Source organism: Novosphingobium terrae, from assembly GCF_017163935.1.
Lineage (GTDB): Bacteria > Pseudomonadota > Alphaproteobacteria > Sphingomonadales > Sphingomonadaceae > Novosphingobium > Novosphingobium terrae.
In genome coordinates this window covers 2,158,714-2,180,439 of sequence record NZ_JABVZR010000002.1, presented here as the reverse complement: position 1 = coordinate 2,180,439, position 21,726 = coordinate 2,158,714, and the positions used below count along the sequence as shown (strand labels likewise).

General features: G+C 63.7%; 19 protein-coding genes and 1 pseudogene. 11 read left to right on the top strand and 9 right to left on the bottom strand.

What is annotated here, in order from left to right:
• Positions 1–151 precede the first annotated feature (151 nt).
• The 4 genes and pseudogenes from HGK27_RS31215 to HGK27_RS27470 all read right to left on the bottom strand — a co-directional run.
• Positions 152–409, bottom strand: a pseudogene (locus HGK27_RS31215) (transposase); the annotation flags it as partial.
• A 35-nt stretch (positions 410–444) separates the two neighbouring features.
• A complete protein-coding gene (locus tag HGK27_RS27480; protein ID WP_206243986.1) occupies positions 445–708 on the bottom strand; it encodes a hypothetical protein in 264 nt (87 codons plus the stop codon).
• A 133-nt stretch (positions 709–841) separates the two neighbouring features.
• Positions 842–2,008 (bottom strand): MFS transporter, encoded by a 1,167-nt coding sequence (locus tag HGK27_RS27475; RefSeq protein WP_206243985.1) that lies wholly within the window; start codon positions 2,006–2,008, stop codon positions 842–844.
• Positions 2,008–2,361, bottom strand: coding sequence for an antibiotic biosynthesis monooxygenase (locus HGK27_RS27470; RefSeq protein ID WP_206243984.1), 354 nt, complete (start codon positions 2,359–2,361; stop codon positions 2,008–2,010). The genes HGK27_RS27475 and HGK27_RS27470 overlap by 1 nt, the downstream gene beginning before the upstream one ends.
• 127 nt (positions 2,362–2,488) lie before the next feature.
• Between HGK27_RS27470 and HGK27_RS27465 the strand changes: the two genes are divergently transcribed.
• The 5 genes from HGK27_RS27465 to HGK27_RS27445 all read left to right on the top strand — a co-directional run bounded on the left by HGK27_RS27465 (position 2,489) and on the right by HGK27_RS27445 (position 11,778).
• Positions 2,489–3,376: a LysR family transcriptional regulator gene (locus tag HGK27_RS27465; protein WP_206243983.1), complete on the top strand. Its 888-nt coding sequence runs from the start codon at positions 2,489–2,491 to the stop codon at positions 3,374–3,376.
• A gap of 367 nt (positions 3,377–3,743) precedes the next feature.
• Positions 3,744–5,987, top strand: coding sequence for a patatin-like protein (locus HGK27_RS27460; RefSeq protein ID WP_206243982.1), 2,244 nt, complete (start codon positions 3,744–3,746; stop codon positions 5,985–5,987).
• Positions 5,988–7,140: 1,153 nt separating this feature from the next.
• Complete coding sequence (locus tag HGK27_RS27455) at positions 7,141–9,387, top strand: TonB-dependent receptor (protein WP_241127544.1); 2,247 nt, start codon at positions 7,141–7,143, stop codon at positions 9,385–9,387.
• A gap of 28 nt (positions 9,388–9,415) precedes the next feature.
• The gene (locus tag HGK27_RS27450; RefSeq protein ID WP_206243980.1) at positions 9,416–10,252 is read left to right on the top strand and encodes an alpha/beta hydrolase; all 837 of its coding nucleotides are present in this window, start codon (positions 9,416–9,418) and stop codon (positions 10,250–10,252) included.
• Positions 10,253–10,275: 23 nt separating this feature from the next.
• The gene (locus tag HGK27_RS27445) at positions 10,276–11,778 is read left to right on the top strand and encodes an amidohydrolase family protein (RefSeq protein WP_206243979.1); all 1,503 of its coding nucleotides are present in this window, start codon (positions 10,276–10,278) and stop codon (positions 11,776–11,778) included.
• A 50-nt stretch (positions 11,779–11,828) separates the two neighbouring features.
• Here HGK27_RS27445 and HGK27_RS27440 read toward each other — a convergent pair whose 3' ends face one another.
• Positions 11,829–12,719 (bottom strand): LysR substrate-binding domain-containing protein, encoded by an 891-nt coding sequence (locus HGK27_RS27440; RefSeq protein ID WP_206243978.1) that lies wholly within the window; start codon positions 12,717–12,719, stop codon positions 11,829–11,831.
• Between the two features lie 151 nt (positions 12,720–12,870).
• Here HGK27_RS27440 and HGK27_RS27435 point away from each other — a divergent pair, with 151 nt between their 5' ends.
• From HGK27_RS27435 to pdxR, 4 genes are read left to right on the top strand one after another with little or no spacing between them, the layout of a single operon-like run.
• The gene (locus tag HGK27_RS27435) at positions 12,871–13,404 is read left to right on the top strand and encodes a hypothetical protein (protein ID WP_206243977.1); all 534 of its coding nucleotides are present in this window, start codon (positions 12,871–12,873) and stop codon (positions 13,402–13,404) included.
• Between the two features lie 3 nt (positions 13,405–13,407).
• On the top strand, positions 13,408–13,734 hold the full coding sequence (locus HGK27_RS27430) for a hypothetical protein (protein WP_206243976.1): 327 nt from the start codon (positions 13,408–13,410) through the stop codon (positions 13,732–13,734).
• Positions 13,735–13,754: 20 nt separating this feature from the next.
• Positions 13,755–14,630 (top strand): MBL fold metallo-hydrolase, encoded by an 876-nt coding sequence (locus tag HGK27_RS27425; RefSeq protein WP_206243975.1) that lies wholly within the window; start codon positions 13,755–13,757, stop codon positions 14,628–14,630.
• A 45-nt stretch (positions 14,631–14,675) separates the two neighbouring features.
• Positions 14,676–16,094: a MocR-like pyridoxine biosynthesis transcription factor PdxR gene (gene pdxR / locus HGK27_RS27420; RefSeq protein WP_206243974.1), complete on the top strand. Its 1,419-nt coding sequence runs from the start codon at positions 14,676–14,678 to the stop codon at positions 16,092–16,094.
• Positions 16,095–16,096: 2 nt separating this feature from the next.
• Here the strand turns inward: pdxR and HGK27_RS27415 are convergent, their stop codons facing one another.
• Positions 16,097–16,714, bottom strand: a complete 618-nt coding sequence (locus HGK27_RS27415) for an FMN-dependent NADH-azoreductase (RefSeq protein WP_206243973.1) — start codon at positions 16,712–16,714, stop codon at positions 16,097–16,099.
• The gene (locus HGK27_RS27410) at positions 16,711–17,151 is read right to left on the bottom strand and encodes a GNAT family N-acetyltransferase (RefSeq protein ID WP_206243972.1); all 441 of its coding nucleotides are present in this window, start codon (positions 17,149–17,151) and stop codon (positions 16,711–16,713) included. The genes HGK27_RS27415 and HGK27_RS27410 overlap by 4 nt, the downstream gene beginning before the upstream one ends.
• A gap of 229 nt (positions 17,152–17,380) precedes the next feature.
• On the opposite strand from HGK27_RS27410, the gene HGK27_RS27405 reads away from it, so the two are divergent.
• Together HGK27_RS27405 and HGK27_RS27400 are read left to right on the top strand one after the other, a co-directional pair.
• Positions 17,381–18,118 carry an NAD-dependent epimerase/dehydratase family protein gene (locus tag HGK27_RS27405; protein ID WP_206243971.1) on the top strand — a complete coding sequence of 246 codons (738 nt, stop codon included), beginning with the start codon at positions 17,381–17,383 and terminating at the stop codon, positions 18,116–18,118.
• Positions 18,115–18,477, top strand: coding sequence for an antibiotic biosynthesis monooxygenase family protein (locus HGK27_RS27400; RefSeq protein ID WP_206243970.1), 363 nt, complete (start codon positions 18,115–18,117; stop codon positions 18,475–18,477). Before HGK27_RS27405 ends, HGK27_RS27400 begins: the two co-directional genes overlap by 4 nt.
• A gap of 73 nt (positions 18,478–18,550) precedes the next feature.
• Here the strand turns inward: HGK27_RS27400 and HGK27_RS27395 are convergent, their stop codons facing one another.
• Positions 18,551–20,803 (bottom strand): TonB-dependent receptor, encoded by a 2,253-nt coding sequence (locus tag HGK27_RS27395; protein WP_206243969.1) that lies wholly within the window; start codon positions 20,801–20,803, stop codon positions 18,551–18,553.
• A gap of 267 nt (positions 20,804–21,070) precedes the next feature.
• Positions 21,071–21,721, bottom strand: coding sequence for a glutathione S-transferase family protein (locus HGK27_RS27390; RefSeq protein WP_206243968.1), 651 nt, complete (start codon positions 21,719–21,721; stop codon positions 21,071–21,073).
• Positions 21,722–21,726: the final 5 nt, after the last annotated feature.

Genomic DNA, 21,726 nt, shown 5'->3' with positions numbered 1-21,726 from the left:
TAAACGCTGCAGCCAAAAAATTTATCAGTTTTATTTTTTCCACAGCATTTATTTGTATATGTTTTTTATATATTTCTACACCTGGCAAACTATATGCACCGGCTTGGCGTCTGCCCGCCAGATGGTTTCGCTCAGGCTCAGGCCTGACTGATCAGAGGCAGAAGGACACGGTTGCGGCCAGAGCGAGGGCGGAGAAGAGACCGTAGGAGGGCGGTCGTATCGGGTTGCGACGCGTTGCCAATCCTTGAGGTGACCGAACATGATCTCGATGCGGTTCCGGCGCTTGTCTCGACGTTTGTTCTATTTGGCAGGCCGCAAGCAGGATTTCCGGCCCGGCATGCAAGGCTTGCCCCCTCTGTTCGAGCGCATTCCGGAACCACTCGGCGCCATAATCTCGGTCGGCCAGCATCCGCGATGTTGAGGGAACTGGGTTTGGCGATTTGATCATTTATCGCCCATCGTCAGCAGGGTGACGATCATGATACTGTCCGGCTTCCGGGCGCCAGAAACGTGCTGAGGCTGAAAGCACCGGTCCTGCCGCGCATGGTCAAGCTGCCCAAGGGCTATGGCGATTTCAACCTGCGCATCGGCAAGGTATCCAGCATCGAGATTGTCGCTGCCCCCCTGAGCGGTGGCAGCGTAAAACTGGTGGAGTTTTCGGGCGGGCCCCGCTGGCGTTTCGAAGATATGAAGCGCATCGCCGACCAAACCCCACAGGAGGCAAGCCTCATTTCAAGGGTAAGGATCGCTGCCAGACAACCGCGTTGCGACGAGCACCTTCACCTAATACGCAGGAAAGGTCCGGAGAGTCGGGCGAGCCGAGGTAGGCCAAGGCCATGCATCAAACGTCCGCCACCATGCGGTCCAAGGCATTTTGTCTGGCAAATATCATCGCCAAAGTGAGCAGTGGCAGCACGCTCCACGCAAGAGCCTTGGCCCCCAGGCAATCAAGGATCAGGCCTCCTGCTAACCCTCCTCCGGCAATGGCCAGATTCCAAACCGTCACGATCATCGACTGCGCCACATCGGCATGAGGCCCGGCGGCCTTCGCCGATGCTGTCTGGAACAAGGTGGCCGCGCCCCCGAAGGCCAGCCCCCACAACAACACCCCACTATAGACGGCCAGAGGCGAAGCAGCGGCCCCCAGCAGCAGCGCAGCCACCGCAAAGAGCAGAATGGAACCCACAGTCAGCCGTGACAACCATCGGTCGATATGCACGCCAATCACCCAGATGCCCCCCAGCGCCGCGACGCCGAAAGCCAGAAGTACACGATCGGTCTGCCCCTCCATGCCACCTCGGATGAGGAAGGGCGCGATGTAGGTATAGAGGATGTTGTGAGCCAACACGAAGCCAAGCGTCACGATCAGCACAGGCAGCAGTCCGGGCAGCGTCAGAACACGGCCCAGCGATGCTGTTCGATCCTTGCGGGTGCCGGGAAAATCAGGAACGGCAAGACATGTCCACCCGATCAACAACAGCGTCAGCCCGCTCATGATGGCAAAGCTGATCCGCCAGCCAACCAGCACACCCAGCACGGTCCCCGCAGGAAGCCCGACCGACAGCGCCAGCGGCGTACCGACCATGGCCACGGCGATCGCCTTCCCCTGTAGCTGCGGCGCGACCATGCGGCCGGCGTGGCCCGCCAGCAGGGCCCAGAGCAGCCCCGCCGAAACGCCCGCCAGAAGGCGCGCCGTCATGATCACGGCAAAGGAGGTGGAGATCGCCGTCACCAGATTGACGATCGCGAAACCGGCAATGGCTGTGAGCAGCAAGGGGCGACGGCGCCAGTGCTGGGTTGCGCTTGTCAACGGAATGGCCGCCACCAGTGAACCCAGCGCGTAGATTGTCACCATCTGCCCGGCCATGGCCTGCGATATGCCCAACCCTAGCGCAATCTGCGGCAACAGTCCGGCAGGCAGCGTTTCGGTGAGGATGGTCAGGAAACCGGCGGCGGCCAAGGCGAGCAGGCCAGCCATCGGTAAGCGCCCGGATGTGGTAGCGGCCATCAACCCTGCCCTTCCGGTAAGGCGGGGAAGATCAGTTCGCCTACGCTATAGGTATGAAATTCGCTGCTTGAAACCGCATCGAGCCGGACAAAGAGGTCCACAAAGACCGGATCGCTGAAAAAGGCGTCCACACGGTCGGCATGGGCGATGGCTTCGATGTTGACCACCGTCTGCCCATCGGTGCTGCGCGAAAGATTGCTCCATAGGAAGCCCGGCTTGTTGGCGGCGACATAGCGCACGACCTGCTCGATCACCGCGAAGGCTTCATCCTGCTTGCCGGGGTGAGCGTGGATGACGTTGACGATGAAGGTTGTTGGTGTGGGGTTAGCGCTGAATGTGGCCTGATGGGGCATGGTGCTGATCCTGACGAGCGCCGGGATGGTCCGGCGCGTCGGGAGATAAATCTGGCTTGCCTGCAGAAAAATAAGCTAGAGTTCTTTTCAGTCAGGACTCTTGAGTCCGCAATTGAAAGATCAGGCTTTGGATCGTCTGGGCGCTCTCAATGCGTTTGTCCGTACCGCAGAGGCGGGTAGCTTCGTGGCGGCGGCGCGCGATCTGGGCGTCTCGGCCTCGGCAGTGGGCAAGGCCATCGCGCGGCTGGAAGAACGATTGGGCGTGCGCCTCTTCCATCGCAGCACCCGCAGCATGACATTGACGGCGGAGGGCACGACCTTCCTCGACCACAGCCGCCGCATCTTCGAGGAGGTCGATGCCGCCGAGGCGATGCTGATCCAGTCCACAGCCGCGCCTCAAGGCGTACTGCGCATCAGTTTGCCGATTGCCGGGATGCTGCTGATGCCGGTGATCGCCGGCTTCATGAAAGCCTGGCCCGCGATCAGCATGGACATCGATTTCACCGACCGCATGGTTTCGGTGATCGAGGAGGGCTTCGACGCGGTGATCCGCACCGGCGATATCGCCGACAGCCGCTTGATGAGCCGCAAGCTGGGTGTCTTTCGCCACCGCATCGTAGCGTCGCCCTCCTATCTGGAACAACGCGGCGTGCCGCAAGCGCCCGAGGATTTGTTGCAGCATGATTGCCTGCATCACCGCTATATGAACAGCGGCCGGCTGGAGCCCTGGCCGCTGGTGCGCGATGGCGTGGATCTGGCGCTGGATCTGCCGAAAAGCACGGTGGTCAGCACGATAGATCCCCTGGTCTATCTGGCCGAGCAGGGCTTTGGCATCGCCTGCCTTCCGCCCTTCGCGGTGGCTGACCAGTTGCGTTCGGGACGGCTGGTGAAACTGATGGATGGATATTTGCGCGATGCCGGATCGTTTCGCGTGCTGTGGCCGGCCAGTCGCTATCTGCCGCCCAAGACAAGGGTTTTCGTCGATTTTCTGGCTGAGCAGCTCGTGTTGGAATGATCCCAACGCTGACAAAGCGCTCCTTTCCTGCCCAAATGTACTCTTTGTAAGCTACCTTCCGTTCACACGGTAGATAGGATCGAGGTGGATGAATGGATGAACGCTCCGCGATCCGCTCCTGCTGATTGCCTCATCCATTGCCGCCCTGCCTGACCCGGAAGCGATTGTGTTGGAAAGGTGTGTGCCGCCGATGCCGACGCGAGCAGGAGCCGCGCATACTGCTCACGCAGACACAACATGATGCCTGCGCGATGGGCGTGGCGATGTTTGCGCTAAGAAAAAGCTTCTTTTCAAACACATTGCAGCACAGAACCGTTATTTGGACGGGCGATTGCCATCAACGGGGCAAAGGCGCACATTACCAACCATGCGCCGTAAGGAACTCCGCATCGCTCTGGTCTGTTATGGTGGGATCAGCCTTGCCGTTTACATGCATGGCGTAACAAAGGAAGTGTGGCATCTGGCCCGGGCGAGCACCGCTCGTCAGCGCCCCGACCACCAACACACCACCCCTTCCCTGCATCGCGTCGAGCAGGTCTACGCCGCCATGCTGGACACGATCGGGCAACGGGGCGGGCTCAATCTGTCCATCCTGCCCGATATCGTCGCCGGGGCCAGTGCGGGCGGGCTCAACAGCGTGTTTCTGGCTCAGGCCATTCAGTCGGGCCAATCGCTCGAACCGCTGACGCGCCTTTGGCTGGAACGAGCCGATATCGACCAGTTGCTCACCAAGGAAGAGGGCACATGGCGCGGGACGGCCAAGCAGTGGCTGGCGCCGCTGATGGGGCGCATGCTGGGCGCCGGGGAGCCGGTTCTGCCCGCCGACGAGCCGGAGGTGCGCAGCAGGCTGGCCCATCTGGTGCGCGCCCGCTGGTTCGAGGCCCCCTTTAGCGGCATCGGCTTTTCCGGCCTGATCGCCGAGGCGCTGGACGAGATGGCCGCCAGCCCGGCGGGCGCGCGCCTGCTGCCCGATGCCCACCCGCTTGACCTGTTCACCACGGCAACGGACTGCACCGGCTATGTCCAGCGCATCGCGCTCCACAGTCCGGACTGGGTGGAAGAGCTTGAACATCGTGTGTCCATCGATTTTCGGGCCTCATCCTCGGCGGGGCCCTGGGCCTCCCTGCCCGAGCTGGTCTTTGCCGCGCGGGCCACGGCCAGCTTTCCCGGCGCCTTCCCACCCTTGCAGGTGAGTGAAATCGACCGGATGATGACCGCCCGCGAGCAAGTCTGGCCGGGGCGCGATGCATTTCTGGCGCGGATCATGCCCGCCCATGCGGCCAAAGGCGATTTGGACAAAGTTGCCCTGATGGACGGATCGGTGCTGGTCAACGCCCCTTTCGGCCCGGCCATCGCCGCCCTCTCCGCCCGCCCCGCCGAGGTGGAGGTCGACCGCCGCCTCGTCTATGTCGACCCCACGCAATCGCGATCCCTGCAGGCGGAACCCGCCGGCGACGGCTCACCGGGCTTCTTTCCGGTGATCTTTCGCGCCATTTCAACCATTCCGCGCGAACAGCCCATCCGTGACAACCTTGAATCGCTCACCCGCCAATCGGCCGCCCTGCAGCGCGCCCATGACATCGCCAGCGGCATTCAGGATGAGGTGACCAAGGCCGTGCGGCTGGTGCTGGGCAAAGAAATCCTGAGCGCGCGCCCCGCCGCCCGGCAATTGGGCGCATGGCGGGCCGCCGCGCAACACGCAGCGGCGCAGCAGGCGGGCTATGCCTATCACGCCTATGCGCTTTATAAGCTGGAGGCTACGCTGGACCAGATCGCCGCCAGCACCGGCGCCTCCCGTGAGACATTGGGGCGGTGGGCGCGGGCCAACCTGCGCCTGACGCCATCGGAGGGGCCGGGCCTCTCGGGCGAGCTGATCGGCTTCCTGCGCGACCATGACGTGGCCTATCGTCAGCGGCGCATGCGGCACCTGATCGCGCGGCTGGATCAGGCACGCGAGGCGCAACCCGAGATCGCCGAAACCGCCCAGGACCGGGCCAGCGCCGCCGCGTGGCAGGCGCTCTCGCTGACGCTGGGCGCCGTGCAAAGTGGGGCGCAGGATGCGGATTGGGAGTTCCATCCGGGTGCGGCGCTGCGCGGTCTGGCCGAAGCGCGGGGGATGGACCGGCTGGACCGGCAGGTGGACGCGGTTCTGGCCGAAGCGCTCACCGAGCTGCCCGATGCGCTGGTTCAGGCGGTGATGGTGGCTTATCTTGGTTTCGCCTATCATGACGCCGCCACGCTGGCATGGTTCCAGCAGAACGATCTGGCCGAAACATCGCCCGTCCGCATCGATCGCATTTCCCCCATGGACTGGCAAGGCGAGCAGGGCGAAACCGGTCTGGCGCGACGGCTGAAAGGCGAAGCGATGCATCAGTTCGGCGCCTTTTTCAGCCGCGCCTGGCGCGAGCATGATTATCTGATGGGGCGCCTGCACGGCGGGGGGCGCCTGCTCGACATTGTGTGGTCGGCTTGCCCGGTGGCCATCCCCGTCGAGGAACGGACGGCGATCCGGCAGGCGCTGTTCACCGCCATCCTGGACGAGGAGGAAGGGCAACTGACACGGATTCCCGACCTGATTGCCGCATTGCGCGCGGAACTGGATATCGCATGATACTGGCAGTGACCAATCAGTCCGGTAGGGCGTCAGCGATGTGACAAAGGTCCTGTTTGCCGGACAGGCAACGCTTTCATCTAGCCTACCATAATGGGGTGGCCTCCTAATTGGGAAACACTGACAAGGAAACCCAACTTAGGTTCAGGACTGGTTGATCGGAACCAGAAGAGCACAGTTGCGGCCAAGGCAAGCTCGGAGAAGGCAAGGTAGGGCATCGATCGTGGCAGGCTATGGCAACTCCGGAAGCCATGGCGCGTTGTCGAGCGCCATAGCGTAGATTGGTGCACCTAGACTGGATGCGGACCAGCGAGCGTCGGATTAGATGCCCTTGGGCCAACGATGATCCGAGGCGGGGTAACTTAACGCGCATCTATGCCAACATCGCCATGTGAACGGCTGCAAGGGACGATTAGAGCGCGCAGGCGTTGCCCTTTATTAGAATTTTGACTCCGTAAAAGATGTCAGCATTGATGCCTAGATTTGTTCTTGTCTTGGCTAGATCTGTGTAGAAAGATCGAAATATCGTAGATTTCTGCGCATCTCAGCATAATCGAAATGCGGGGTTTGATCTCGGTATTTATGTGAACGTAACTTCTACGTTCTGGTATCCGCTGGCGCCTTGACCCGCGAGGGGCTGATCCAACTGGCACGCAATTCCTTCATCGGCTCGTTCCTTGCAGAAAAGGAAAAATCCAGGCACCTGAACGAGATCGACACAGTCACCAACCAGCTTTGATATCCCGGCAAAAACCCGATACGAAACAGTCTTGCAGGGCGCGTGATCGCCTGATCCCCAGCCGCTTGCACCGATGGCCCAAGAAATGGTGCAACCAGAAGCTGCGCGGCTTTTAAACACGCGCGCGCCCCGATCCCTCAACGGCCCGCGATCACCGATACGGCCTCGTCATCAGTCATCGCAAATCTGCATCGCTCACACATTGCGCTAACAGAATAGCATCGCTGCAACTGCCCGGGAGCGGCCAAAGCCGCCCCGGTGACAGAAAACAAAACATCTGGGGAGATGATCATGCACACCGCTTTGATGAGCACGGTTGCGTGTCTGGCTTTGGTTCCGGGGATGGCCTTTGCTCAAAGCGACACACCATCGGGGGGCGCGGCTGCCGGCAGCCCGCAATTAAGCGAAATTATCGTGACTGCTCAACGGCGTGAGGAAAACCTGCAGCGCGCCGCCGTGGCCGTGGATGTGGTGACCGGCGCCGATCTGGTCGCCGCGGGCACCACCAACGCCAGCCTGCTCAGCGACCATGTGCCCGCCCTGACGGTGGAGCCCAGCAGCACCGGCAATCTGATCTTCCTGCGCGGCGTGGGCAATTTCACCGTGGTGCCCACCAGCGATCCGGCCATCGCCTACAACTATGACAATGTCTATGTCGGCCGCCCCACCTCGACCACAGGCGCCTTCTTCGACCTGTCGCGCGTCGAAGTGCTGAAAGGTCCGCAAGGCACGCTCTATGGCCGCAATGCCACGGGCGGGGCGATCAACGTCAACCCCGAACATCCGCATTATGGCGAGAATTCGGGCTATGCCACCGCCAGCTACGGCAATTACAACGCCTTCAATGCGGAAGGGGCAATCAATCTGGCTATGGGGCAGGATGGCGCGGCCCGCCTCTCCGGCACGATCACCCGGCGCGACGGCTATCTGAAAGACGGCACCTCTGACGACCGCACCGAAGGCCTGCGCTTCCAGATGGGCGGCAGGCTGACCGACCGGCTGACGGCGCGGATCGGGATCGATTACGCGCATAATGGCGGTTACGGTTACAGCGTCAGCTACACCGGGAAATATGTGCTGAACCCCGCCACGGCCAATTACACCTTTGTGCCGGCCAATATTCCGGTGGATCAGGGCCTGTACACGCCGGCATCCCAGGCTTTCCGTCAGGGCACCTATGTCGGACTTTCGGGGCGGACATTGGGTGCGCTCTCCCCATTGCCCTATCAGAACAACCGCTTCTACGGCGCCAATGCCGAGATCAGCTGGAAAACCGATGCCGGAACACTGACCTTCATTCCGGCATGGCGCGATTCCAAGCTGGATTATTCAGCCGATGCCGCCGCCTTCTTCTACAAGACCAAGGAAGATGACTCGCAATACAGCGGTGAATTGCGCTTCAACGGCAACCGCATCGGCATGTTTTCCTACACGCTGGGCATGCTCTATTACCATGAAACCGAAGCCTATCATGCCGATGTCAATGTCTTCGCTCAGGCCTCATGGACCGACCAGCGGATCAACACCGCCTCATGGGCGCCCTTCGGCCGCCTGACCGCCAATCTGACAGACAGGCTGCGCCTTGTCGGCGGTATCCGCTACACGCATGACCATAAGGATTTCGTCAGCAACGGCATCACCGGGGTGATCGTCTGCCGCGCCCCCGCCACGGTCGGCTGCCCCACAGCGCCGCTGTTCCCCCTTGTGGACATGCCCTCGCAACTGCCCTTCGCCTTCCCGCCGCAAGGCGTACCCGCAGCGCCCTTGGGCACCAGCGGCGCCATCGTCACCCGCACCGACAGCAGCTACAATTCACAGCTTACCAACCAGCGCGTCACCTGGCGCGGCGCGGTGGAGTATGATCTGACCCGCCATTCCCTGCTCTATGCCAGTGTCGAGACCGGCTATCGCTCGGGCGGTTTTGCCGCGGCGGTCGGCCATGAGACCTATCAGCCCGAAACCATCACCGCCTATACGCTGGGCAGCAAGAACCGCTTTTTCGACAACCGCCTGCAGTTGAACCTTGAAGGCTTCCTCTGGAATTATCGCAATCAGCAGGTCAACCATGTCGGGCTCGACAGCAATGGCAATAACGCCAATTTCACCGACAACATCGGCAGCTCGAAGATTTACGGCGTGGAGGTGGAAACCCAGGCGCTGATCACCAAAACCACGCTGCTGAGCGCCGATATCCAGTATCTGCACGCCCAGAACACCTCCTTCATCTACACCACGGGTGCTTCGGCCCCGCCGGTTACGGGCTGCCCCTATACGCTGAGCGGCGCGGTCTATATCATCAACTGCTCGGGCTTTGCCGCCAACAATGCGCCGCGCTGGACGATGAATCTGGGCGCGCAGCAAACCATTCCGGTCGGCGATTACAAGATCGTGCTGGGGCTGGACACGCAGTATAAGAGCGGGCGCTTCATCAACTTTGCCTATGTCAGCGATGGCGGCGGCTATGTCGATCACAGCTGGCAGACCAATGCGCAGATTTCCTTTGGGCCTGCCAATGGCCGCTGGTCCGCCGCCGCCTTTGTGCGCAACATCGAGGACAATCGCGTGCCCACCTTCCAGTCGCCCGCGCCGCTGATCAACCTGTCCGTTGTGGGCACGACACCGCCGCGCACCTTCGGCGGCCGCGTTTCGGTCAAGTTCTAAATCCCCCCCTGCGAGAGGAGACATCCCCGTGAGCACATTGCAAGTCCCCGGCGCCGAGCTGCATTTCGAAACCATCGGGGAAGGGCCGCTGATCGTGTTCATCCCCGGCGCCCAAGGCTCGGCCATGGTGTTTCAGGCCATTGCACAGCAACTGCAGGACCGCTTCACCGTGCTGATCTACGACCGCCGGGGCTTTTCCCGCAGCACGCTCGATGGCGAGCAGGACTATGCCCATAGACTGGAGACCGATGCCGACGATGTGGCGCGCCTGATCGCGCATACGGGCAAGACCCGCGCCACCATTCTGGGCAGCAGTTCGGGCGCCATCGTGGCGCTGACCGTGCTGGCGCGCCACCCCGAGGTCGTCGAGACGCTGATCGCGCATGAACCGCCCGCCTCGCACCATCACCCCAAGGGCGATGAGCTGATCGCCGAAAACCTTGCCATCTACGATCTCTACAAGGCAGAGGGCATCGGCGCGGCAATGAAGCGCTTTATGAGCGTCTGGATGCAGACGCCCACCTCGGATCATCAGGTCTTTGCGCAAACCATGTCGGGCACACCCGCGCCCCAGATCGTCAAGAACATGACCTATTGGTTCGAGCATGAGATGCGCCACTATCCGCCGGTGCAGCTCGATATGACCACGCTGAAGCAGGAAGCGAACCGTCTGGTGATCGGCGTGGGCGAGGAAATGCAGGACCCTGCCAACCCCACCACCCCCATCGCCCATGCCCTGTCGGCAAAGCTGGGCGCGCCGCTGCAGATCTTCCCCGGCGCTCATCTGGGCTATGCGGTGAAGCCCGAATCCTTCGCCCACACGCTGAGCCAGTTGCTGGACGAACGCGCTGCGGTGGCAGGCTGAACCCCCGATCGAAGGAAACCGATATGGTCAGGATCAAACGCCTCGGGCTGCATGTGGCCTGCGCTGCCCTCGCGCTCGGCACGGCTTCGGGGGCCTGCGCGCAGCGCATCGTGCTGGACAATGCCACCATCGTCGACACGCGCACCGGCAAGCTGACCCCGCATCGCGCGGTGGTGGTGGAGGGCAACCGGATTGCCAGCATCGCCGCCGCCGGAACGGTCAAAGCCGCCCCCGGCGACCAGCGGATCGATGCCAGCGGCAAGTTTGTCGTGCCCGGCTACAATGACATGCATGCCCATCCGCTCAACCCGGGCGACACGGCCAACCAGCTGCAGATGATGCTGGCCATGGGCATCACCGGCTTCCGGCAGATGAGCGGCTCGCCCGAGCTGCTCGCCGCGCGCAAGGCGGGTACGCTGATGCCCAAGCTGGCGCCCACCTTGCTGGTCACGCCGGGATCGCTGCTGGTCGGCCCGAACGCCGCCACGCCCGAGATGGCCGTCGCCGAGGTACACCGCCAGAAAGCGCAGGGCGCCGATTTCATCAAGGCGATCAGCCTGCCGCCCGCCGTGCTGTTTGCCGCCCATGCCGCCGCCAAGGCTGATGGGCTGACGGTCACCGGCCACCTCCTGCCGCTGGTGAACCCGCGTGAAGCCGCCGAACATGGCATGGACGGCATCGAGCATCTCGGCCCCGGCGATGCACTGCTGCTGGGCTGTTCCTCGCAGGAAAGCGCCTTGCGCGCGGCCATTGTGCCGCCACGCCCGGTCGTGGCGCCGCCCGCCGAGGGCGAGGCGCCCAAAAATGGCGCGGGCACGCCCCCGCCCGGCGTGCCCGGCGCAATCGGGCTGGCCAATCCGCTGGCCTTCACGCCGCTTCCCGCGATTCTGGCCTATGGCAAGGTGCTGGACAGCTATGATGCGGGCAAATGCGGCGCGCTGGCCGATGTGCTGGCGGCGCGCGGCATCTGGCAGACGCCGACGCTGATCCGGGTGCGCACCATGGAATTCGGCGATGATCCGGCCTATGTGAACAACCCCGAGCTGCGCTATGTCATCGGCACGGATCGCGCCGTCTGGCAGGCGGCGGGCGAGCGCTACAAGGCCGTGATGACCGAGCCCGCGCGCGCTGTGCTGAGCCGCCTGTTCACCGCGCAACTGGCGTTGACCAAGCTGTTCTACGACCATCATGTGCCGATGATGGCGGGCGACGATACGGGCGGCGCGGGCTGGGTGGTGCCCGGCTATGGCCTGCATCAGGAATTCGACCTGCTGACTCAGGCCGGGCTGCCGCCGCTGGCGATCCTGCAGATGACCACGCTCAACCCCGCCCGCTACCTCCATCGCGAGGCCAGCATGGGCACGGTGGAGGCGGGCAAGACCGCCGATCTGCTGCTGCTCGACGGCGATCCGGTGGCCAGTGCCGCCAATCTGCACCGGATCGGCGCTGTGCTGCATGATGGGCACTATTACAATGCCGAGGATCTGGCGGGGCTGCGCGCTCAGGTTGCGGATCGGGAAAAGTGATGGCGGCGGGGGCTGCTGCCATCGGCGCAGTATCCCCCGCTTGAGGGCCTTCAGCAGCCCTGGGCCGCCTGCTCCAACAGCCATTGCGCGAAGGCCTGCACGGGCGCTTCGCTCAGGCGGATGGGTTCGGGCAGGATCAGACAGAAGGTTTTCGCGATGGAAACGGCATCGGGCCAAGGCGCAACCAACCGCCCATCGGCCAGCTCGGCCTCGACATACAGGCGGGGCACCAGCGCCACCCCCAGGCCGGCCAGAACCGCCTCGATCAGCATGCTGTGCAGATCATAGCGCGGGCCGATTGCAGGGTTTGTCAGGCTGAGCCCGGTTTCCCTGGCATAATCCTGCCATGCCTCCGGGTTCTGCCGCCGATGCAGGCGCGGCAGATCATCCAGTGAGGCCTTTCCCCCCTCACGCGCCAGCAGAGCGGGATGGCAGACCGGCACCAGCCGTTCCTGAAGCAGGGGCAGCTTGCGCATCCCGGTCCAGGCCGGGTGGTCGAAGTGGATCGCCGCGTCAAAGCCGCTGTCAGCCAGCAGGAAGGGCTCCATCCTTTCGGCCAGATGGACGGTGATGCTCGGATGGCGCTGCTGAAAATGCTTCAGGCGCGGGATCAGCCAGCGGGTTGCGAAAGTGGGGATGGTGGCGATCTCGATGCTGGTGCCGTCGCGCGGCTGACCCATCAGATATTGGCTGTCACGCTCCAGCCGATCGAGCGACTGGCGGACCTGCGCGGCATAGCGCTCCCCATTGGGCAGCAACCGGACACGGTTGCCGACACGCTCGAACAGGGTGACGCCCAGAAAGGCCTCCAGCCGGCCGATCTGGCGGCTGATGGCGCCTTCGGTCAGCGCCAGTTCGCTGGCGGCGCGGGCAAAACTGCCATGCCGCGCCGAGGCCTCGAAAGCCATCAGGGCCGAATTGCTGGGGATCTTGCGGCGCATGGGGTTCCTCAGAGGAGCGGGCGCCAGCTTGATATTTGATCACCGAAGCATGACCGCATATCGTTCTTCTCTGGGCCAACAGGGCGCCTATCATGAGCAAACATCAACAAAAGGCAAGGCCGCAAGGCCAGCCCCAAGCCAGAGGCCCCTCATGATCTATACGGTGGAATGCAGCTTCGCCGATCCCGCCAGCGAAGAGGAATGGAACCGCTTCTACAGCATGGACAAGCTGCCCGCGCTGATCTCGGTGCAGGGCTTTCGCAGCTCGCAGCGCTTCCGGGCGCTCACCCCGGGTTGCCCGACCTATCTGGCGGCCCATGCCATCGACAGTCTCGATGTGCTGACCGGCGAGGAGTACCAGCGCAAGGGCGGCGGCAATTTCGCGCGTTGGCAGCAGCATATCACCGATTGGCACCGCAACCTCTATGCCGGGCTGACGCTGATGCCGGAGGTCGGCGAAGAGGACCTGCTGCTGCTGACCACGGCAGGGCCGGACCTGCTCCAGCAATTGGGCGCGGCGCCCTGCATCATCGAGGCGGTCGCACTGGCGAAAAACCCGCCTCTGCGCTGGCTGGCCACCATCGCGCGCGCGCATATGCCCGATCTCGCCCGCCTGCCCGCCGCTGTGCATGCCTATGCCCCCATGACGCCCCGGCTGACCCCCAACCCTGCCCCAAAGGGCTGACCCATGCCCAACGTCACCTTCTTCATGCCCTGCGACGCCATGCCCGCCGGGGATCGCCTGACCGCCCTCACCGCGCAATGCACAGAGCTGTGTGTCACCCTACTGGGAGCGGCGCTGGACAATGTGCATGTGATCCATGTCCCGGTTCGGCATGGTCGCGGCCACCCGGTCTTCGCGCAGATCGACTATCGGCTGGAACCCTTCCGCCCCGCCCCGGTGATGGTGTGCTTCATGACCGCGCTGGACGAGGCGATCCTGCATCACACCGGCATGGCCGCCCGCATCCGCTGCTTCGGCCACAGCCCGACCCACATTCACGCGCGCGGCTGAGCGCGCAACCGGAGGCCCAGATGTCCCCCCAGCCCTTCCCCACCCTCCGCATCGGCGACCTGACCGTCACCGCCATCAGCGACGGCTATCTCGATGCCGGGCTCGACCTGCTCTCCAGCATCGAGAGCGACGAGGCCAGCCGGATGCAGCAGCAGGCGGGGGTGAAGAACCCCTCGTCGATGCATATCAACTGCTATCTGGTCCAGAGCGGCGGCAGACGCATTCTGATCGACGCCGGAGCAGGCGGCATCAAGAACTGGGGTGGCGCACTTCAGGCCAATCTCGCTCTGATGGGCCTGAACCCCGACGACATCGACACGATCCTGCTGACGCATGCCCATCCCGATCATATCGGCGGCCTGCTGGATGCGGCGGGGCAGGTCAGCTTCGCTCAGGCCGAACTGGTGGTGCAGCAGCAGGAGATGGCCTTCTGGCAGGATGACGCTCATCTGGCCCGCGCCAGCGAGCGGGCACGCGGCAATTTCCGCCTCGCCCGGCAGGTGCTGGAGGCCTATCGGCCAAGACTGCGCCCCTTCGAAGGCGGTGAGGTGCTGCCGGGCATCCATGCCATGGCGCTGCCCGGCCATACGGCAGGCCATACCGGCTATCGACTGGAGGCAGGCGCCGACGCGCTGCTGATCTGGGGCGATATCGTCCATTTCCCGCAGATCCAGATCGCCCGGCCCGAGGTGACCATCGCCTTCGATCAGGATGCCCCGCTCGCGGCGGAGACAAGGGCAAGGCTGCTCGATTGCGTCAGTGCCGATCGCCTGCTGATCGCGGGCATGCATCTGGAGGAACTCGGCTTCGCGCGCATCGAGCGGGCGGGCGGAACCTATCGCATCGCCTATGAGGAGCGCCCCGGCGGCGAAGGCCCGCCCATCTTCGGCTGTTGACAGGGAAGGGCCGAATGCCTCAGATCGCATCGACCTTCAGAGACCATGACAGCCACCGTCTCCCCCCTGCTCGGCATCGACCGCTCGCTGCCCATCCCGCTGACCGAGCAGATTTGTGCCGGGCTGCGTCAGGCCATCCGGCAGGAGACGCTGGTGACCGGGGCAAGGCTGCCCTCATGGCAGGATCTGTCGGCGCAGCTGGGTGTCGCCCGGGGCACGGTGCGGATCGCCTATGAGCGGCTGATCGATGAAGGCCTGCTGGTCTCATCGGGCGCGGCGGGCACCCATGTGGCCGGCAGGCTCCCGCGCCACGGCACCCCGGAGCATGGCGCGGAGCAGGACCCTTTCGCCGATCTGCGCCCCGCCCCGGGCTTTGCCGGCGCCGACCAGCCCGGCCTGTTCCAGATGGGCATCCCCGCGCAGGATGCCTTTCCCGCCAAGCTCTGGGCCCGGCTGCATCGGCGCGCCGCCGACGCCGGGGCCATGTGGCTGGGCCAGCAGGACCCGCGCGGCACCGAAGCGCTGCGGCGGGAGATTGCGGCCCATCTGGCCATCGCCCGCGGCCTGCCCTGCCTGCCCGGGCAGATCTTCATCACCAGCAGCTTCCGGGGAGCCCTGGGCCTGCTGCTGCGCGCCTTGCCCCTCAACGGTAGCAAGGCATGGGTGGAGAACCCCGGCCTTCCCTTCACCCGCCAGGGCCTGCGTCTCGGGGGGATCGAGCCGGTGGGCCTGCCCGTCGATGCGGAAGGCATCGATATCGCCGGAGCGCGCGATGAGGATATTGCTCTGGCCGTGGTGACGCCGGGGCAGCATGCGCCGCTGGGCCATGTGCTGTCACCCGCAAGGCGGCGCGCGCTGCTCGCCTGGGCCGAGGCGGCGGGCAGCTGGATCATCGAGGATGACTATCTCAGCGAGTTGCAGCTGGAAGGCCGCGCCGCTCCGGCGCTGGCCGGGCAGGACCGCAGCGGGCGGGTCATCCATATCGGCTCTTTCAGCAAGACGATCAGCCCAGCTCTCGGCATCGGCTTCGTGGTGGCGCCGGAGGCTCTGGTGCAGCCCCTGCTGAATGTCGCGACATGGCTGGTGCCGCCGCCCAATTATGTGGCGCAGCTGGCGCTGGCGGCTTTTCTGCGCGAGGGGCATTATCTGCGCCATCTGCGCAAGATGAAGCGCCTCTATGCCCAAAGGCGCGCCGCCACCCTCGCCGCGCTGGCCCACCATGATGCTGCGGTGACGCCCGCCGGGCTGGCCGTGCATATGGCCCTGCCCGAGGGCATCAGCGACCGGCGCCTGCTGCGCCGCCTTCAGGCCGATGGCCTGTCACCCACCGCTTTGTCGCAATGGTATGAGGGCGATGCGGGGCCGAACGGGCTGGTGCTGGGCATCACCAACGCCCTGCCGGACCGGGTGGAGCGCGACATCGCCCGCCTGCGCGCCCTGATCGAGGCAGAGCGGCAGGCCTGACATCACACCTTCGCGTGCCAGCCAGCCGCCTGCTCCACCAGAGCGCGTGTCTGCTGCGCGATGTCCTCGGCAGGCAGGAAGGCGGTGCCTTGCAGGGGCAGGAAACACAGGTCACGCAAGCCGATGCAGCCCAGAGCCGCCGTCAGATAGGGGATCAGGAAATCGGGCTGGTTCGCCCGCTCTCCATGAAAGAAGCCGCCCGAGGCGATGGCGATAAAGACGGGACGGTCCGGCACCAGAGGCAGCTTGCTGCCCGCTGTCGGCACGAAGGTGTGAAAGGCGCGCACCACCATATCGACCCACAGCTTGAGCACTGCGGGCAGGGTGAAATTATGCATCGGCGTGGCGATCACCACCATATCGGCCGCGAGCAAAGCGGCAATCGCCGCATCCGAGGCGGCCAGCGTGCCGCTCATCGCTTCCTCGCCGCGCTGGCCAGAGACCAGCTGCGCGGCATAGGCCGCATCAAGCCAGCCGGGGGACGCGGCATTGAGATCATGGATCAGGCGCCTGGCTTGCGGATGGGCCTGCGCAAGCCGCTCCGCCACGGCATCGCCCAGTGCGGTGCTGTGCGACGCGCCGCCGCGCGGGCTGCTCAGGATCTGCAGGATGCGGGTCATGCGGCCTGCCCAATCTGGCGGACGAAGCCGACGATGACCTCCTCCAGACCTTCACGCGTGTAGAAACTGCGGGCAGCATGGTTGGCCATCGCCGTATCCAGCACCAGGCGGCTGCATCCCTCAGCGCCCGCGATCATATCGAGCTGCCGCAGCAGCCGGGCACCCAGCCCCTGCCCCCTGTGCCCCGCCCCGGTGACAAGGTCGTTCACGAAAAGGAAGCGGCCATGAACCAGATTGGTCTGCAGCCGATAGCCTGCCAGCGCCAGAACCTGCTCATCATCGCGGCAGACCAGCACGCGATAGCCATCCTGACGCATCGACAGGACGTGATCATACCATGCCTCCGCATGCGAGAGCTGTGGGCGCAACTGGCGGATCACATCGAAACAGGCGTGGAGTTCGGCCCGCGTCTCGGCGTGGGTGAGAGTCAGTGTCATGCTGGATCGGTCCTTATGCGGGCGACAGGCCCGGGATCGCGGACCTTCTGTCGTCCGGGGCGCCTCACGAACAGAACCAAGAAACGCGCCTTGGGCTGCACCATCGGGATGCCGCCCCTGCGCGCCGGTGCGCGCCGGGCCGACGGTACACCGCAAATCGGCAATCTTGGTCCTTTCCATCCGGGCGCCGGACTCGCATCTGCTTCCCAACCATTTCAGGAGCCTGGCCATGCAGCACACGATCTTTCTTGCCGGCGCGGCGGGCGCCATCGGGCGCCGCCTTATCCCTCTGCTGACGGGTGCAGGCCATCGGGTGATCGGCACCACCCGCTCGCCCGATCGCGCCGATGCACTGGAAGCGGCAGGTGTGAGGCCGGTGATCGTCGATGTCTTCGACGGGCAGGCCCTGACCCGGGCCGTGCGCGAGGCCGCGCCCTCCATCATCATCCACCAGCTGACAGACCTGTCCGCCGGGCTCGATCAGGACCCGGAGGCGGCGCGGCGGGCCAATGCCAGGCTGCGCCGCGAAGGCACGGCCAATCTGGTGACCGCAGCGCTGGCCGCCGGAACGCGGCGCATGGTGACGCAGAGCATCGCCTGGGCCTATGCCCCCGGCGCAACGCCCTATCGCGAGGAAGACCCGCTGGACATCACCGCGCAGGGCGCGCGCGGCATGACCGTCAATGAGGGCATCGTGCCGCTCGAACATGCCACGCTTTTCACGCCGGGGCTTGAGGGGATCGTGCTGCGCTATGGTCAGCTCTACGGCCCGGGTACATGGAGCGAGAAGCCCGAAGGCGCCTCGCCGCTGCATGTCGATGCCGCTGCCCATGCCGCCTTTATCGCGGTGGAGCGCGGCGCGCCGGGCGCCTACAACATCGCCGATGACGGCGGCGAGGCTGACAATGCCAAGGCCGTTTCCGCGCTGGGCTGGTCGCCCGGCTTCCGACTGGAGGCCGTGGCATGACACCGCCCTTTTCTGCCGGTGGTGGCATCACGCCGCCGCAGGGCGCGATCGCCGTCATCTTCATCTCGGGCCGCACGGCAGCGGATGCGGAAGGCTATGGCGCCGCTGCGGACGCCATGGCCGAAGCCGCCGCCCGGCAGGACGGCTATCTCGGGGTGGAGTCCGCGCGCGGCGCCGACGGGCTGGGCATCACCGTCAGCTGGTGGCGCGATGAGGCCGCTGCTCTGGCATGGCGCCAGAACCCGGAACACACGCGCATCCGCGAGCAGGGCCGTGCCCTGTGGTACGACTGGTATCGCACCGTGATCACCACCGTCGAGCGTGCCTATGACTGGCAGCGGAGCGAGCCTGCAGGGTAAAACGCGGTCAGGCGTGGCCTGCCGCGCGACACCGGCAACATCCGGGGGGCAAGAGCGCCCCCCTTTTGTATGCTTACAGATGCACGCCAACCGTCACGCCATAGGTGCGTGGCGCCGCCGGAACATAGGCATAGGTCGAGCCATTCTGCGCGGCGGCATAGGTGTAGAGATTGCCCACATTCTTCACTGAGAAACGCACATCATAGCGGCCATTCTGCGAGGCATAGGTAAGCGAAAGATCCACCAGATGGCGTGACCTCTGGCTCATGCTGTCGTCGGGCGCGAAATAATAGGTCGATTTGTAATCATCATTGGCCACGAAGGTGAAGGGGCCGATGGGCGTGTTGATCTTGTAGGTCATGCCCAGATTCATCGAGAATTTTGGTGCCAGCGGCAAAGTATAGCCCGCCAGATTGATACCCACACTGCCGACACCGCCCAGCACCGATCCTGTCGGCACCAGAGGATAGGTCAGCGTCGCACCGGGATAGCTGACATATTTGGCTTCCAGATATTCCATCCCCGCGTTGAACGACAGATTGCGCACCGGCGTCCAGTCGAACTGCGCATCGATCCCCTTGATATGCGCCTCAGCGGCATTCTGCGCGATGGCCAGCGAGCCCGAAGGCAGGCCCGCGATCGACCGCACCTGAATATCCTTGTAATTGTAGTAGAAGCCCGAGACATTGGCGCGCAAGCTGCGGTTGAACAGCTCGCTCTTGACGCCCACTTCGTAGGAGTCGAGAATTTCCGGGCGCACCGGTTGATTGGTGACTGAATTGGGATTGTAATTGCCCGATTTGAAGCCACGGTTGTACGATGCATAACCATGTATCGTGTTCGAAAAATCCTGAGCGATCACAGCCCGATAGGTCAGTTTGGGATAGTTGACCGAAGCAGGCAATCCTGCGGCCTGGGTCGATGTCACCACGGAGGCCGGCAGGCTGGCGGCTGAATTGGGCAGCCCCTGCAAAGGCGTCACCACGCCCCAGAAGCCCTTGGTTTCATAGGTGTAGCGCAGGCCCACCGTCAGATGCGTGCTGGAGGTGGCGTTGTAGGTGCCATCGGCATAGCCCGAATAGGAGCGCGTCGTAGGGCGAACATGCGTTTCGCTGGGCACGCCGGGAGCGCAGCTTGTGCCCACGCAGGTCTGCCACAGATCGGTGTGAATATCGGTGTTATCGCTGTAGATAAAGGCACCCAGCAGCCAGCTGAACGGCGAGGCGGAGGGCTTCGAACTCAGGTTGAATTCCTGACTGAAGGTTTTGTAATTGAAATTGATCGCCAGCAATTGCGCCGACCGCCCTGCCACCGGCTGCCCCACAATGCCATTCTGCACCAGTTGCGAGGATTGCGCCCCTGCCTGATAGGAGGTGAGGCTGAACATATTGGCAAAGCCCAGATCCTGATCGATGCGCAGTGCAGTCATGTCACCATGATAGATCGCGCCCGGATCGATGCTGGTCGAACTGGTATATTTGCCAAGATAGGGTGTACCATCCGTGCCGTAAGTACCAGGCATGATGGCAAACATCCAACCCTTGGACGAATTGCTGCGGCTGTAGAGATTGCTCAGCGTGATCTTGGTGTTGGCGCCGGGCTTCCATTGCAGCTTGCCATAGACGCCCGTATCCTCCGACTTCTGTACATCATGGCCAGTAGCCAGATTGCGCGACCATCCATCGGCCTGCTTCTGGTGATAGACTGCCACATTCGCCGCCAGATTGTCCGTCAACGGAGTAGAGCCGTAAAAATTCTGGGTGAAGGTGTTATAGTTTCCATAGCCCAGCGAGGCATCGACCGTCGTATGATCCCCCGGCGCACGCGTCACGACATTGATCAGACCGCCAGTTGTATTGCGGCCATACAGCGTGCCTTGCGGGCCTTTTAAAACCTCGATCCGGTCAATATTGTTGAAGGAGAACAGCGAAGCCGCCGAATTGGGCAAGTAGACCCCATCGACATATTGCGCCACCGATGCCTCGCTGAAGCCGGCATTCAGCGTACCGATGCCGCGAATAAAGGGCGTAACACCGCCGCTGCGCGTGACGGTAACGCCCGGCACGATGGTGCCGATGCCTTCCGCGCTGTTGATCTCCAGCGTGGTCAGCTTGGCGGCTTGCGCCACCTCCACCGTGGCGGGCACGCGCTGCAAAGAGGTGGCGCGGCGGGTGGCGGTGACAATGATTTCAGGAGCGCCCGGCGTGGCGGCTGCATCGGTGGCCGGGGCCGGGCTGCTTGCGGGCGTGCTCTGGGCATGAGCGGTCAGAGGAAAAAGCGCAAGGGTGGTCGTGGCGCCGAGCAGGGCGCGAAAGCTCGCCTTCATGGTTATTCTCCCAAATTTATTTTTATGGCTCCGCCCGATGCTTTTTATGGTCTGGGCGTTTTAGCCAATGGCTTGGCTTATCTTTATTTGCATATGCAACTTATAACTTGCAAGCATTCCCGTCAATCACCAATTGCAGCGTAAGTCCGCCTGAAAAGGAACGGAAAATGCAGGAATATGGGCACAGTCATGGGCGCAGGAGGCAGGCAGAAGCCCATGACTCCCACACATCATCGACCTTGTTTTCACTTGCAATCAACAGGGCGATTACAACACCACATCGGCAATCGCATAGCGCTCCACCGCTGCGGTTTCCCGGGCCAACACACGCTGAAACGCAGGGCGCGCCCTCACCCTTTCCGCGTGATCGAGCAAAGCCGGATAGTCCTCCAGCGCAAAACCGCCGCGTCGGGCGGTGCTGTAAGCCCAGTACAGATAGGTATCGATGATCGACCACTGGTCGCCATACCACCATGCCTCACCGATGCGCCCGGCGATCGCCGCGCATTCCCTGGCGAATTTCTCCAGCCCATCGGCGCGCACGCCCGCCGGATCGCCGCTGGTCCATTTCACCGGCATGCGGATCTGGCGGACGATGGGATGGATCGTGCCCGAGCACCACACCAGATCGATCAGCCCCTGATTGTCCAGCACCGGGTCAGCGTCATGCGGCAACAGCTTTGCCGCAGGATTCCGCCGGTGGAGAAAATGCAGGATCGCGGCATTTTCGGTCATCACCTTGCCGTCAATCTCCAGCGCGGGCACCTTGCCCTTGGGATTGACTCGCAGATAATCCGCCGATTTTTGCGCGCTTTCGCGAATGTTGACGACGCGATCCTCATAGGGCGCGCCGATTTCCTCCAGCGCCGTCATCGTCACCCGCGAACATGCGCCGGGGAAGCAGAACACGATGGTCATGGCGC

What these genes read in the sequence shown, in the direction of transcription:
- HGK27_RS27410 (WP_206243972.1), bottom strand. Translation starts at nt 17,151, where the DNA reads ATGACACTGACTCTCACCCACGCCGAGACGCGGGCCGAACTCCACGCC.
- HGK27_RS27460 (WP_206243982.1), top strand. Translation starts at nt 3,744, where the DNA reads ATGCGCCGTAAGGAACTCCGCATCGCTCTGGTCTGTTATGGTGGGATC.
- HGK27_RS27445 (WP_206243979.1), top strand. Translation starts at nt 10,276, where the DNA reads ATGGTCAGGATCAAACGCCTCGGGCTGCATGTGGCCTGCGCTGCCCTC.
- HGK27_RS27470 (WP_206243984.1), bottom strand. Translation starts at nt 2,361, where the DNA reads ATGCCCCATCAGGCCACATTCAGCGCTAACCCCACACCAACAACCTTC.
- HGK27_RS27400 (WP_206243970.1), top strand. Translation starts at nt 18,115, where the DNA reads ATGACACCGCCCTTTTCTGCCGGTGGTGGCATCACGCCGCCGCAGGGC.
- HGK27_RS27435 (WP_206243977.1), top strand. Translation starts at nt 12,871, where the DNA reads ATGATCTATACGGTGGAATGCAGCTTCGCCGATCCCGCCAGCGAAGAG.
- HGK27_RS27475 (WP_206243985.1), bottom strand. Translation starts at nt 2,008, where the DNA reads ATGGCCGCTACCACATCCGGGCGCTTACCGATGGCTGGCCTGCTCGCC.
- HGK27_RS27440 (WP_206243978.1), bottom strand. Translation starts at nt 12,719, where the DNA reads ATGCGCCGCAAGATCCCCAGCAATTCGGCCCTGATGGCTTTCGAGGCC.
- HGK27_RS27425 (WP_206243975.1), top strand. Translation starts at nt 13,755, where the DNA reads ATGTCCCCCCAGCCCTTCCCCACCCTCCGCATCGGCGACCTGACCGTC.
- HGK27_RS27430 (WP_206243976.1), top strand. Translation starts at nt 13,408, where the DNA reads ATGCCCAACGTCACCTTCTTCATGCCCTGCGACGCCATGCCCGCCGGG.
- HGK27_RS27415 (WP_206243973.1), bottom strand. Translation starts at nt 16,714, where the DNA reads ATGACCCGCATCCTGCAGATCCTGAGCAGCCCGCGCGGCGGCGCGTCG.
- HGK27_RS27395 (WP_206243969.1), bottom strand. Translation starts at nt 20,803, where the DNA reads ATGAAGGCGAGCTTTCGCGCCCTGCTCGGCGCCACGACCACCCTTGCG.
- HGK27_RS27405 (WP_206243971.1), top strand. Translation starts at nt 17,381, where the DNA reads ATGCAGCACACGATCTTTCTTGCCGGCGCGGCGGGCGCCATCGGGCGC.
- HGK27_RS27390 (WP_206243968.1), bottom strand. Translation starts at nt 21,721, where the DNA reads ATGACCATCGTGTTCTGCTTCCCCGGCGCATGTTCGCGGGTGACGATG.
- pdxR (WP_206243974.1), top strand. Translation starts at nt 14,676, where the DNA reads ATGACAGCCACCGTCTCCCCCCTGCTCGGCATCGACCGCTCGCTGCCC.